The sequence below is a fragment of the Bradyrhizobium sp. SZCCHNS3016 genome, assembly GCF_032484535.1.
Taxonomy (GTDB): Bacteria; Pseudomonadota; Alphaproteobacteria; order Rhizobiales; family Xanthobacteraceae; genus Bradyrhizobium.
The window spans coordinates 46466-58629 of the sequence record NZ_JAUETE010000002.1 but is presented as its reverse complement, the minus strand read 5'-3'; the positions used below and the strand labels follow the sequence as shown (position 1 = coordinate 58629).

The following is a 12164-nucleotide window of genomic DNA, read 5'->3' as shown; positions in this document are numbered from 1 at the left end:
CGGCCCGGAAATTTTTCGAACGTTTACGATGCTGGCGTAGACTCCGTGAGGGAAGGAGACTCCGCGCCATGATGTCGAGACGACGGTTTCTGCGCACCGCGGGTACGGCCGCGGCGCTGCCCTTTGCGCGGATGCCGCGGGCGCGTGCCGAGCTGCGCACCATCCTCAACGATGCTAGCCGGCTCAACCCGACGCCGGTTGCCAGACACGTGGTGATCAGCAAGCCCGCGACCGACGACCTGATCGCGCGGCTGCGGGCCGAGCTCAAGGAGGCGGCGGCGGCGAAACGCCCGGTGACGGCGGCCGTGGCCCGGCATTCGATGGGCGGCCAGAGCCTGCCGCGCGACGGCACGGCGATCACGCTCGACGGCGGCGCGATCGAGCTCGACACGGCGGCGAAGACCTATCGGACCGCGGCCGGCAACCGCTGGTGGGACGTGATCGCCGCGCTCGATCCCAAGGGCTTCTCGCCGGCCGTGATGCAGTCCAACAGCGATTTCGGCGTCGGCAGCACGTTCTGCGTCAATGCCCATGGCTGGCCGGTGCCGTACGGCCCGTTCGGATCGACGGTGAAGTCGATCCGCATGCTGCTTGCCGACGGCACGCTGGTGCAGTGCTCGCGTAGCGAGAATGCCGAGCTGTTCGGGCTCGCGATGGGCGGCTACGGCCTGTTCGGCATCATCGTCGATCTCGAGGTCGAGATGGTGCCGAACCTGCTGCTCGAGCCGCGCTTCGAGCGCATGGCGCCGGAGACGTTCGCGGAAAAGTTTACGCAGAGCATCGACGGCGACGCCAATGTGAAGATGGCCTATGGCCGGATGTCGGTGTCGCGCAAGGCGTTCTTCGACGACGCCCTGCTCGTCACCTTCCGACCCGCCCCCGATGCCCCCGAGACCCTGCCCGCGGCAGTGAGCTCCGGCAAGCTCACCGGCGTCGCCAACACGATCTATCGCGCCCAGACCGGCTGGGAGGTCGCCAAGGGCCTGCGCTGGTTCATGGAGACGAAGCTCGGCCCCGCCATCTCCGACAGCCGCTACACCCGCAACTCGCTGATGGCCGAGCCGGTCGCCAATCTGGCGCAGAAGGACATGCACCGCACCGACATCCTGCATGAATATTTCGTGGCGCCCGAGCGGTTCGGCGACTTCCTCGCCGCCTGCCGCGAGATCATTCCCAAGGCGCGCGCCGAATTTCTCAACGTCACCCTGCGCTACGTCGCCGAGGACAGGACACCCGCGCTCACGATCGCGCCGGTGCGCCGCATCGCAGCCGTGATGTCATTCTCACAGGCCACCTCGCCCGAAGGCGAGATCGACATGCTGCGGACGACGGAGGCGCTGATCGACCGCATCACCGCGATTGGCGGCGCGTTCTATCTGCCCTATCGTCTGCACGCCCGCCGCGACCAGGTCGAGAAGGCCTATCCGGCGGCCGCGCGCTTCGTCGCCGCCAAGCGGCAGTATGATCCGAACCTCCTGTTCCGCAACGCGATGTGGGACACCTATTTCGCATGAATACATCAGCAGCAGATGGCTTCGCATTGGACCGCTATCGCATCGCCGCGCTGGCGCTCGCCATGGCGCTCCTGTTCGCAGCCGCGACCGACTACATCCCGGCGTTCATCGATGCGCAGGGTCGCGTGTTCGGCCTGTTCCAGCTCGACATCTACAAGGATGCGCTGCATGTCGTCTCCGGCCTGTGGGCGCTGGCCGCGATGCTGACCCGCCGCAGCGCGCTGTTCTTCCTGCGCGTGTTCGGCACGCTGTACTTCCTCGACGGCGTGATGGGCGTGTTCACCGGCTCGGGCTATCTCGACCTCTCGATCGTGATCGACGGCATCCGCAACACCTCGTGGCTGGTGAGGGTTCTCTCCAGCCTGCCGCATCTCGCACTCGGCGCGATCGGCATCGCTGTCGGCTGGTCGCCGTGGCGCACGCAGGCCGCCGTCGCATGAGCCTGCGTCGCAAAGCGCTATATCTCGCCGGCGCCCTCGTCGCGGCCGCAGCGATCGGCATCGCCGCCACCGTGATCAGTGTCGAGACGGTCTGCGTCGCCGACGTACCGACACCCGCCGTGACCTCGGAGTTCGGCATCACCGATCCCGCTTATGCGCGATCGCAGGGTGACAGCTTCCTGACCTTTCCGGAATGGTACATCGTCCACGCCTATGCCGACCTCGCTGCGGTGACCGGGCAGGCATCGGAATCGGACTTCCACTATTTGTCGAGCATCTCCGGCTTCTGGCGCAGCCTGTGCCGCGCCACGCGGCAGGCCGCGGGCTCCGGACCCGCCACCTCGGATCAGAAGCTGACGAACTACATCATCGGCTTCAGCTTCACCGCCGAGATGGCGCTACAGGGCGCTTACGAGAAGAGCATCGGAGCGATCAGCTGGGAGACCACGAACGGCGTCAAGACGGCAGAGGACGCCTTCAACCTTGCCCTGCTGAAGGACTACGCCGCGTTCCTCTATCAGACACCCTGGTATCGGTATCCCTTCGCCGCCAAGCTCGGTGAGTTTTGGCGCGAGACGCCGTTCGTGCCGTCGTTCCGCGCGATGGAGCGGCGCGTTTCGCTCAGCCTGCAATATGCCGCGCGCGCCGCCTATGCGGCCGTCATCGGCCATGCGGCGGGCTACGATCCGGCCGTGCTGACCATCCAGAGCGTCGTCACCGGCCTGCCCGCCGCCGAGCTTGCAGTCGTTCCGGGAGTGAAGGTGATCCGCGAGGTCGCGGACGCCAAGGGCGCGAAGGGCGTGCTGGTGGAGACCCAGCGCTACGCCAAGTTCGATGCCTTCGCCAAGGAGCTCGGCCGTCATGACGGTGCTTCGCTCGGCGAAATCGCAGGCAACCATCGTATCCTGGTCACGATCGTGGTCCCGCCCGGCGACGGACGGCTGGCAGCTTTCGACGGGCTGCCTATATTCAGCGTGCCGATCCAGTCGCGCCCCGGTGCCCGTCGCATCGGTGTCGACGTGCCGGTCCGGTCACTGGTTCAGGACATCACCCGTTTCGAAGCCGCGGGATATACGTTCGAGCATGCTTACGACTATTGACCAGCATCCCCGATCCCGCGCCGTTCCCGTGAAGGGCGTGCTGGCAGTTGCCTTCGCCTGGTTTGCGGGCATGGCTGCCATGGCGCTAGTGATCAAGCCGGATGCGGTGGTCGTGTTCGGTCCGCCAGACCGTGTGATCCCCGCGATCGTTACCGCCGATGGAGCCTTGCTCGACGCCGGGCGTTTCCACCTCGCGGCCAGAACGGGAGCCGCCACGGTCGGCAGCCTCTACGCCGCCGGCGCATGGCTGGTCTGGCCCATCATCGGCAGGGGCTGCGGCCGCAGGTAGTCGGTGAAGCGCAGTTCCTCCTCGCGCGAGCGCGGAGCCCTCAGAACTGGCGCCGACGCCCAAAGATGTTAAGCTCGCGTTCACGCTGTGGCCGTCACGCGACACGAAGCAGAAGCTTGGTCGATGCACCCGGGGGTATCGACAGAGCAGGAGAACGAAATGCCTTCTTTGACCGAATGGAAAGTGCCATCCGCCTTCCAGCCTCGCGCCGAAGACTATCAATATGATCTTGATCAAGCCCTGTCCTCGATCGTGGGCCTGCATGCCATCATTCCGTCCGACGCGTTCAGCGCGGAAACGCTGGGGACCGAGCGCGCCGGCAATGCCGTCGTCATCGACGACGGGCTGGTGCTGACCATCGGCTACCTGATCACCGAGGCCGAATCCGTCTGGCTGCACCCCAATGACGGACGCGTGGTCGAAGGCCATGTGCTCGGCTTCGACTTCACCACCGGCTTCGGCCTGGTACAGGCGCTCGGGTCGCTCGACCTGCCGGCCCTGCCGCTCGGCTCGTCGGCCGCTACCAAGGTCGGCGATCATGTCGTGCTCGGCGGCGCCGGTGGGCGGACGCGATCGGTCGCGAGCCAGATCATCGCCAAGCAGGAATTCGCCGGCTATTGGGAATATCTGCTGGACGAGGCGATCTTCACCCACCCCGCCCATCCGAATTGGGGCGGCACCGGCCTGCTCTCGGCCAAGGGCGAGCTGATCGGCATCGGGTCGCTGCAGCTGGAGCGCGAGCGCGACAGCAAGGACGAGCACGTCAACATGATCGTGCCGATCGATCTGTTGAAGCCGATCATCGATGATCTCAGGCGCTTCGGCCGCGTCAACAAGCCGGCGCGCCCCTGGCTCGGCATGTACGCGACCGAGGTCGACGATCGCGTCGTCGTGATCGGCGTCTCCGACAACGGTCCCGCGGCCCGCGCCGAGCTCAAGGCGGGCGACGTGATCCTCGGGATCAACGGCGACAAGGTGACGAGCCAGAGCGAGTTCTATCGCAAGCTCTGGGCGCTCGGCGCAGCCGGCGTCGACGTGCCGCTGACGGTGCACCATGAGGGCGTCACCTTCGACGTCACGATCGCCTCGACCGACCGCGCCAAGCTGCTCAAGGCCCCGCGGCTGCACTGAGGCGGCCGCGAGCCTGCGCTCACGCGTTGACGTGCCAGGCCGCCGTGATCTGGTCGTGCAGCTGCGCGTCCGTCGGCAACTGTGATGCCACCGTGGGATCGAAACCCGGATGCGCCTGGGCGTAGGTCGCCATGGCCTGCACGAGCTGCGAAACGTGCGTATCGATCTCGAGACCGCCGGCCTTGATCTCCTGCAGCTGATAGGAGCCGCCAAGGAACCAGTCAGCCACCGTGACCTGCTGATGGGTGCCGAGAATGTCGATCTCGAGATCGTTGCCCGATTTGACGAACCAGAAATTGTCGGCCGTGTAGGCGGTGCCGAAATCGAGCGTGCCGGTCGGCTTCGCCAGCGACGCGATGCCATTGATGATGACGTCGCTGCCGTCACCGGGCACGTAGACATAGGTGGCGCCGACGCCGCCAACCAGGATGTTGTCGCCGGCCCCGCCCTGCAGCACGTCACTGCCCAGACCGCCGATCAGCAAATCGTCGTTGGCGGTCCCGAACAGCATGTCGTTGCCGCCGCCCGCGATCAGCAGCGCACCATCGGTTGCAGCAATGGTCGCGCCCGACACTGGATCGATCGTCACCGTTGTCGCCGCGTCGCTCAAGGCTGCGCTGAGCCAGTCGAGATTGTCGGTCTTGCCGCCCCAGAGCACGCCGATCGCCATGTCGATCAGGCCAGCATCCTCGCCGTCGAAGCTGGCGACGGCATCGATGAGCGCGACCTTGCCCAGGATGTCGACCGCCGATCCCGTGTCCCAGCGCGACCACAGATCGGATGACAGGTCGGCGACCAGCAGGTTCTTGGCCGTGTCCTGATAGAGGATGCCGTGCTCGTGGCCGATCACGCCGGGCGTCGTCGACATCACCTCGTCATGGTTCTGCGCCAGCAGCGCCGAATACTCGACCACGATCTCGGCCAGCGCCTTCTCGACCCCGCCATCTTTCAGATAGGTCGCAGCCGAGGTTGCAGTCACACTGTTGCCGAGCACACCGCCGCCGTTGAACAGGGCCTGAACGGCGCTGTTGCCGTAGCCGCTCGCATCGGTGACGGTCGAATAAGCGATCATGTCCTTCATCTTGTCGGACGGCGCGCCTTCGCCGCCCACACCGGCCGCGGGAATGCCGACGGCCGAAGCAATCGCGTCATCCTGCAGCGGCGCCAGCAGCACAGCCGCCGCCTTCTTCCAATCCTGGGCACCGTTGTCACTCGCCCACTGCATCATCGTCAGCAGCGCGATCGAGTGCAGGCTGACCGGATCCAGACCGAGATCTGTGCCCGCGCCGAGCACGGTCTTCTGCTCGGACGAGATGCCGATCGCAGCATGTGCGATGGCGAGCGCGCCGGCGACCGGTCCGAGCTGCAGCAACGCCAGGGGCGCTTCCAGCACGGGCGCCGCGGCTCGGACATATTGCAGGATCTCGCCGGCGACGGAGACCATATGGATGTCGGAATAGCGCTCGACGGGGTGCGACGTCAGCGCGCCCCAGAAGCCGTGCAGCTGATCGTAACGGACCTCGGCGGCGAACTCGAACGGCATCGCGTCGTAGGCGTAGACCACCTTGTCGTTGAGCGCAGCGATGTAGCCGGCAAGTCCGCCGCCCAACGAATGGCCGGTCAGCGAGACGTTCGATGTCGCCCACTTCTTGTAGTAGGCTTCCGCATCCGGGAACTGCGTCGGCCAGCCGGTCAGACCGGCGCCGCCAAGCCACGACGGCACGTCGGCGAGACTGTCGGTGCCGCGAAACGAAATGATCCGTGTCGATGGATCGCCCGCGAGCTGATAGGTCGCGGCCTCGAAATTGTCGGCGGTCGAGGTCACGCTCCCCGCCATCAGCTCATAGCTCCCGATGCGACTGAAATTGACCACCAGCGTCGGGTTGACGCCTCTGTTGTAGACGTCCATGGCGAGCACCGCGTTGATCAACGCGGCCGACGGCGACTTGGTCATGATGCGAATCCCCCCCTCGGCAGCCGATCGGCAGTTTTGACCCAGGGCAGTGCTCCACGAGGAACCCTCCGCTGCGCCGTCGACTCTCACCAAGTGCGACATCGCGCCCGAATTTTGTCAATCAACTATTGTCTGCGCGTGTATTCGCGCACGACTCACCTGCCGCGCGCGATGGCAGCGTCCGCGCTGTGTTGACTTGCAGGAGCCGCATCGCGAGATTGTGGCTTCGCGGAGCGAACACGCGTTCGGAAAATGGTCATTGCCCGGACGTCCGATTTTGCGTTGCATGACAGCGCTCGCCGGCAAGCAGACGAGACGGCCAGACCCGCGTATCGCGTATCAAGGAGACCTGCATGACGGATGCCGTGGTGGATGACATTCTCATCGTGTTGCCGCCACTGCTGCAGACGCTCGAAGCCCTGTCCCACGTTGCACGCTACCTGAACCCGCCGGATTTCGATCGCGTGATGGCTGATGTCGGCGATCCCGAGCGGACGCTGCACACGGCGCGGATTCATCTCACGTCGTGGCCGGCGGACTTCGCCCATATCCGTATCGCCTTCGACACCGCGGCGGACGCCGCGCTGATGTCGTTTGCCGGCCTGCGCGCCGTTCAGCGCGGTGAGGGCGACCTGGTCGATGTGTTCAGGGCCCTTCGTCAATTGCCACGCGCACTCGAGGCGCTGTTTCCACTGGCAGCGACGCTGCCGCCACTGAGCGAATTCTTCCTCGATCCCGCCGTCGATGGCGACAACGGGCTGCGCCAGTTGCTGGCCGCTTCTTCTGCAGGCAAGGACGCCGTGTTTCACGACCACAACGAGATCGGCAATCGCGGCGGCTTTTCGCTGTATGTGCCGGAATACTACACGGCGGACAGGGCTTGGCCGCTGGTCATGGCGCTGCATGGCGGCAGCGGCAACGGCCGCGACTTTCTCTGGAGCTGGCTGCGCGCCGCGCGCAGCCTCGGCGCCATCCTGGTCGCCCCCACCGCGGCAGGACCGACCTGGGCGCTGATGGGCGACGACGCCGATACGCCGAACCTCCTGCGCATTCTCGACCTTGTCCGCAGTCGCGTCGCGATCGATCCCGCCCGCATGCTCCTGACCGGGATGAGCGACGGCGGCACGTTCTGCTACGTCAGCGGATTGGCCGCAGGCTCGCCGTTCACGCATCTTGCGCCGGTGGCCGCGACGTTCCATCCGCTGATGGCCGAGATCGCCGACCGGGACCGTCTGCGCGGCCTGCCGATCCAGATCGTGCACGGCCGGCTCGACTGGATGTTCCCGGTCGAGATCGCGCGGCATACGGCCGACGCCCTGGCCAAGGCCGGCGCCAACGTCGCCTATCGCGAGATCGACGATCTCAGCCATTGCTATCCGCGCGAGGCCAATGTCGAGCTGCTGCGCTGGCTGTTGCGCTGAGCTTGCCTCTCCTTGCTACGACATGGCTGATCGGCAATGCGGCCGACACAATGTCGGCGGATTTTGTCCGCATTGGTTCTGCTCGGTCATACAGCGGGGGCGCTGCACACGGGCGGCCATGACGCCGCCGAAGGTCTACTCATGCCCTCGCCGCTGATGCCCTCGCCTGCCGCGTCCGTCGCGCAAGTCTCGTCCGCCCGCTCCTCCACCTCCGTCGTGCTCGCCAATGGCGTCAACCGTCTCGAGGTGACGCTCAAGCTCACGACCGCGATCCTGGCGCTGGCCGCCGGCGTCTACACCTATCTTGGCGTCCGCGAGCTGCTCAACGGCAGTCCGACCACGGTGTTCTTTGCGGCAGTCATCTACTCCGTCGCGGTCTCGGTCGGCATCTACGCCTTCTGGGTGTTCATGATGCAGTTCATGCCGCACGTCACCAGCGCGATCGGGCGCTTGATGATGGCCGGCTGCATGCTGCTGGGCTCGCTGATGATCGTCGCGATGTCGTCCTGGCTGAATGCGTCGGCCCTGGCCGGCGCCGCGGCGATCCAGCAGCATCTCGCCATCACCGTGCAGAACTACACGCGCGACCTCGACAGGGCCAACAGCCAGGCCATCGCCGCGCAAAGCCTGCTGCCGGACATCCAGCTCGCCTCCTCCCGCTTCGCCAAGCTGGCGGACGCCGAACGCGCGGGCTCGCTGACCGGCACCTCCGGATCGGGCACCGTGGTCCAGCTTCTCGCGCAGATGTCGACGCAGCTCGACGGACTGGGCCAGCAGGTCCAGGAGTCCGGCAAGCGCGTCTCTGCTCTCTACGAGCAGGGCGGCAAGAGCCTCGCCAAGATGCGCGAGCTGATCTCCGACCGCGGCCCGATCGCAACGCGCAGCGATGCCTTCGCCACGGAGTCGTTGAACCTGATGGGCGTGATAGCCAATCTGCAGCAGACCTCGGTGGCGCCTGCGGTGAGGCGCGCCGCGGCCTCACTGTCCGCCGGTTTCATCGCGCCCGCCGCGGGCGGACGCAGCGGCGACCTGGCGGAGCGCCAGACCGCCGTCGTCGGCAAGGTGGAAGGCGCGATCGCCACGCAGGCCGCCTCGCTCGCCGACGCCGCCGACAAGATCCTGGCGATGCCGCGCATCGAGCCGACCCGGTTCCAGACGCTGTCGCCCGCTGAAGCCGTGCTGCGCTACGCTGGCGACTTCATCCCGAGCTGGGCCGGCGCGATCTCGATCGACCTGATGCCGGCGGTGCTGGTGCTGATCCTCTGCGTCGTCCATGCCGCCATCCGCCGCGAGGGCCTGCCCGCCGTGAGCGCCTCCAGCCTGACGGCCGCCGATCTCGTCACCGCATTGCAGATTGCGCGCGAGGTCGAGGACGCCAGGCGGGCGGCCGAGCGACGGCCAGCCGAAACGCCCACGGAAGCGCCTCCTGCATCGGCCGTTGAGCCAGCGCCGGCCGCGGCGGATGAGAACGTGACGTCGCTGTCATCAGCTCGAATCGGGAAGTAGTCCCGTGGCTTCGGCGCTGAACCGACGCGTCCATGCCTGGCTCGCGGGCAATCCCGACGAGAGCATTCTGCGTTGGGTCTTCCGCAGCATTCTCGTCGTCACCGTCGCGGTTCTCGCGGCGGACCTGCTCGAGTTGAATGCTCCGCAGGTGCCATCGGATGCAGCCCCGCCTCAGCTCGACATTCGGCGCGAGGCGCCGGACCTGCCGGCCGAGTCACCATCCTTGCTGGCGCCCCTGATGAAGCGATTGATGCCGCTGCCGCAGGGCGATCGTGCCTTGCAGCAGCCGATTCAGTTCGAGCTGCGCGGCGGCGGCCGGCTGTTCGCGACCGGCACGATCACGCCCGGCAGCGCGCGCAGCTTTGCGGACGCAGTCGAACGTCATGGCGAATATATCAGGACGATCGTGCTGAACTCGCCCGGCGGCTCCGTCGCCGACGCGCTGGCGATGGGGCGGCTGATCCGCGCGCGGAAATTCGCAACCGAAGTGGAGGCAGGAAAATATTGCGCCTCGTCGTGCCCGCTGGTGTTCGCCGGCGGTCTCGAGCGCCGGGCCGGCGAGCGGGCGGTCATCGGCGTACATCAGATCGCCGCAGTCCCCACGTCCGGGACCGCCGTGAGGTCCGGCGACGACATGAGCCTTGCGCAGAACATCTCGGCGCGGTGCCAGCGCCATCTCGCCGAGATGGGCATCGATCTGAAGGTCTGGGTGCATGCGATGGAGACGCCGCATGACCAGCTGTTCACGTTCAAGCCCGACGAGATGAAAACGCTCAATCTCGTCACTTCGCCGCCGGAATCGCGGCCTGAAAAATCGCGCAGTTAGGATGTTCTGATCGCGGCGGACCGGGACCGCGGCGAGCGCGGAACCAAGTTTCGACCACGGCGTTGTTGGCCGTCACACTGGAGAACATGACATGCGGACATTCGTGGGAATGATCCTGGGGGCCCTCATCCTGGGGTTCGGCGTCTACATCCATGATTCGATGCAAACCTCCGAGGTCGCCAACGGGCCGACCGCGCAGACGCGCCGGACCATCGTGAACTGGGACGTCGCGGCGGATAGCTGGAATTCACTCAAGACCCGCGCGCATGACGACTGGGTTCGCATCTCGTCGAAGTAACGCGCACGACGCTGCTGTTTTCAAGGCGCCTCGGCCGTTGGTCGAGGCGCCTTTGCTTTGCCCATCAGTTGGCCGCCTTGGCCTTGCGCGCGTCGGCGATGACCTGCTCGAACTGCGCCATGGTCAGCACGCCGGGCACCCTGAACTTGCCGACGATGAAGGACGGCGTACCGCGGAAACGCAAGCCCCGCGCCTGCTTGTCGTTGCGCGCCAGCATGTCGTCGATGGCCTTGGCGTTGGCGGCGAGGTCGCGCTTGGCGCGGTCGACGTCGACGCCTGCTCCCGCGAGCAGTTCGTCGATGCGCGGCTCGGTGAGCTTCGAGCTGACGCCGATCAGCGCCTCGTGCGCCTTCGCATATTTGTCCTGATATTTGCAGGCCAGCGCCATCCGCGCGGCGGTTACCGAAGTCGGCCCGAGAATCGGCCACTCCTTCAGCACCCAGCGCACCTTGCCATCATCGTGGATGACCTGCTGCAGTTCGGGATCGAGCTTGCGGCAATACGGGCAATTGTAGTCGAACCATTCGACGATCGTGATGTCGCCCGAAGGATTGCCGAGCACCGGCGCGTCGGGGTCGCGCAGCACCGCGCCCTCGTCGGGCTCGTCGGCGTCCTCGGCGCGACTGTCGCGGGGCCACAAGGAAAGCGCCGCGCCTGCGCCAAAAAGCGTCAACACGTCACGCCGGCTGCTGGCGGAGGTGATCGCAGTCGAGGGGACGCACTTCATTGAGGTCAGCTCCAGATATGCAGCAGGCTGCGCGTCAGCATGTACAGCGCCACCACCGCGATCACGACGGAAAACACCACGTTCAATGCGCCGCGCCGTTCGGAGAGATGGCGCGCCAGGCGTGTGCCGGCAAGACCTCCCGCGATTCCTCCAGCGATGAACAGTCCGGCGAGATCCCAGGCGACGAGCCCGGACCAGGCATAGCTCGCCGCGGTGGTGAGCCCGAAGGTCGTCACCGCGACCAGCGACGAGCTGACCGCATTCATGATCGGCATGCCCGTCGCAGCCATCAGCGCCGGCACGATCAGGAAGCCGCCGCCGATGCCGAAGAAACCGGACAGCGTGCCGGTGGCGAGGCCGAAGCCGACGACCGCCGGGACGTTGGCCATGCTCATCTTCACATCGGGGGTGCCGATGCGGGCGCGCGTCTTCAGCATCAGCATGGCGATGACCATCATCACCAGCGCGAACAGCGCCAGCAGCTTCTGGCCGTCGATCATCTTGCCGAGCAGCGAGCCGATGAAGGCGCCGACGATGCCCGCCGTTGCGAACAGCGCCGCGATCGGCCAGATCACGGTGCCGCCGCGCGCATGATTGGCGAGATTGATGGCCGCGTTGGTGGCGACCGCGATGGCGCTCGAGCCGATCGCGATGTGCGGCTCGGGCACGCCGACGACATAGACCATCAGCGGCACCGCGAGCACCGAGCCGCCGCCGCCGACGAGGCCGAGCGAGAACCCGACCATCGCGCCGCAAAACAGGCTGAGCACACCTTGGACAGCAGAGATCATGGCGAGAGCAGGGTCATTTCCCGCACAGGAAGGCAAGCCCCAAAATCACCGGAGCAGCAATGCCGCCGCCACCGCTGCGAACCGCCGCGCGACCGGCGCCGATCCGAGCCCGGCCGGCGGTCTCGCGGCGTCGAAAGCGTCGGCCGGACGCCTGATGCCCCCGGCCG

General features: G+C 66.4%; 12 protein-coding genes. 9 read left to right on the top strand and 3 right to left on the bottom strand.

Going from position 1 to position 12164, the window contains the following annotated elements:
- Positions 1–68: 68 nt before the first annotated feature.
- The 5 genes from QW881_RS04540 (at position 69) to QW881_RS04520 (ending at position 4474) form a co-directional block, all read left to right on the top strand.
- Positions 69–1514, top strand: coding sequence for an FAD-binding oxidoreductase (locus QW881_RS04540; RefSeq protein WP_315755919.1), 1446 nt, complete (start codon positions 69–71; stop codon positions 1512–1514).
- Positions 1511–1954, top strand: coding sequence for a DUF4383 domain-containing protein (locus QW881_RS04535; protein ID WP_315755918.1), 444 nt, complete (start codon positions 1511–1513; stop codon positions 1952–1954). Before QW881_RS04540 ends, QW881_RS04535 begins: the two co-directional genes overlap by 4 nt.
- A complete protein-coding gene (locus QW881_RS04530; RefSeq protein WP_315755917.1) occupies positions 1951–3054 on the top strand; it encodes a hypothetical protein in 1104 nt (367 codons plus the stop codon). The genes QW881_RS04535 and QW881_RS04530 overlap by 4 nt, the downstream gene beginning before the upstream one ends.
- Positions 3038–3343: a hypothetical protein gene (locus QW881_RS04525; RefSeq protein ID WP_315755916.1), complete on the top strand. Its 306-nt coding sequence runs from the start codon at positions 3038–3040 to the stop codon at positions 3341–3343. The genes QW881_RS04530 and QW881_RS04525 overlap by 17 nt, the downstream gene beginning before the upstream one ends.
- A gap of 159 nt (positions 3344–3502) precedes the next feature.
- The gene (locus QW881_RS04520; protein WP_315716217.1) at positions 3503–4474 is read left to right on the top strand and encodes a S1C family serine protease; all 972 of its coding nucleotides are present in this window, start codon (positions 3503–3505) and stop codon (positions 4472–4474) included.
- Positions 4475–4493: 19 nt separating this feature from the next.
- Here QW881_RS04520 and QW881_RS04515 read toward each other — a convergent pair whose 3' ends face one another.
- A complete protein-coding gene (locus QW881_RS04515; RefSeq protein ID WP_315755915.1) occupies positions 4494–6428 on the bottom strand; it encodes a calcium-binding protein in 1935 nt (644 codons plus the stop codon).
- Between the two features lie 353 nt (positions 6429–6781).
- Between QW881_RS04515 and QW881_RS04510 the strand changes: the two genes are divergently transcribed.
- From QW881_RS04510 to QW881_RS04495, 4 genes are all read left to right on the top strand, one after another.
- Positions 6782–7849: a phospholipase gene (locus QW881_RS04510; RefSeq protein WP_315755914.1), complete on the top strand. Its 1068-nt coding sequence runs from the start codon at positions 6782–6784 to the stop codon at positions 7847–7849.
- A gap of 156 nt (positions 7850–8005) precedes the next feature.
- Positions 8006–9355: a hypothetical protein gene (locus QW881_RS04505; protein WP_315756095.1), complete on the top strand. Its 1350-nt coding sequence runs from the start codon at positions 8006–8008 to the stop codon at positions 9353–9355.
- Between the two features lie 4 nt (positions 9356–9359).
- Positions 9360–10181, top strand: a complete 822-nt coding sequence (locus QW881_RS04500) for a hypothetical protein (protein WP_315755913.1) — start codon at positions 9360–9362, stop codon at positions 10179–10181.
- Between the two features lie 91 nt (positions 10182–10272).
- A complete protein-coding gene (locus QW881_RS04495) occupies positions 10273–10479 on the top strand; it encodes a hypothetical protein (RefSeq protein ID WP_172111383.1) in 207 nt (68 codons plus the stop codon).
- Positions 10480–10543: 64 nt separating this feature from the next.
- On the opposite strand, the gene QW881_RS04490 is transcribed toward QW881_RS04495, so the two are convergent.
- Together QW881_RS04490 and QW881_RS04485 are read right to left on the bottom strand one after the other, a co-directional pair.
- Complete coding sequence (locus QW881_RS04490) at positions 10544–11206, bottom strand: DsbA family protein (RefSeq protein WP_315755912.1); 663 nt, start codon at positions 11204–11206, stop codon at positions 10544–10546.
- A gap of 5 nt (positions 11207–11211) precedes the next feature.
- Positions 11212–11997 carry a sulfite exporter TauE/SafE family protein gene (locus QW881_RS04485; RefSeq protein WP_315755911.1) on the bottom strand — a complete coding sequence of 262 codons (786 nt, stop codon included), beginning with the start codon at positions 11995–11997 and terminating at the stop codon, positions 11212–11214.
- Positions 11998–12164: the final 167 nt, after the last annotated feature.

Excerpts from the sequence above, each read along its gene's own strand:
- QW881_RS04540 (WP_315755919.1), top strand. The coding sequence starts at position 69 with ATGATGTCGAGACGACGGTTTCTGCGCACCGCGGGTACGGCCGCGGCG.
- QW881_RS04535 (WP_315755918.1), top strand. The coding sequence starts at position 1,511 with ATGAATACATCAGCAGCAGATGGCTTCGCATTGGACCGCTATCGCATC.
- QW881_RS04530 (WP_315755917.1), top strand. The coding sequence starts at position 1,951 with ATGAGCCTGCGTCGCAAAGCGCTATATCTCGCCGGCGCCCTCGTCGCG.
- QW881_RS04525 (WP_315755916.1), top strand. The coding sequence starts at position 3,038 with ATGCTTACGACTATTGACCAGCATCCCCGATCCCGCGCCGTTCCCGTG.
- QW881_RS04520 (WP_315716217.1), top strand. The coding sequence starts at position 3,503 with ATGCCTTCTTTGACCGAATGGAAAGTGCCATCCGCCTTCCAGCCTCGC.
- QW881_RS04515 (WP_315755915.1), bottom strand. The coding sequence starts at position 6,428 with ATGACCAAGTCGCCGTCGGCCGCGTTGATCAACGCGGTGCTCGCCATG.
- QW881_RS04510 (WP_315755914.1), top strand. The coding sequence starts at position 6,782 with ATGACGGATGCCGTGGTGGATGACATTCTCATCGTGTTGCCGCCACTG.
- QW881_RS04505 (WP_315756095.1), top strand. The coding sequence starts at position 8,006 with ATGCCCTCGCCTGCCGCGTCCGTCGCGCAAGTCTCGTCCGCCCGCTCC.
- QW881_RS04495 (WP_172111383.1), top strand. The coding sequence starts at position 10,273 with ATGCGGACATTCGTGGGAATGATCCTGGGGGCCCTCATCCTGGGGTTC.
- QW881_RS04490 (WP_315755912.1), bottom strand. The coding sequence starts at position 11,206 with ATGAAGTGCGTCCCCTCGACTGCGATCACCTCCGCCAGCAGCCGGCGT.
- QW881_RS04485 (WP_315755911.1), bottom strand. The coding sequence starts at position 11,997 with ATGATCTCTGCTGTCCAAGGTGTGCTCAGCCTGTTTTGCGGCGCGATG.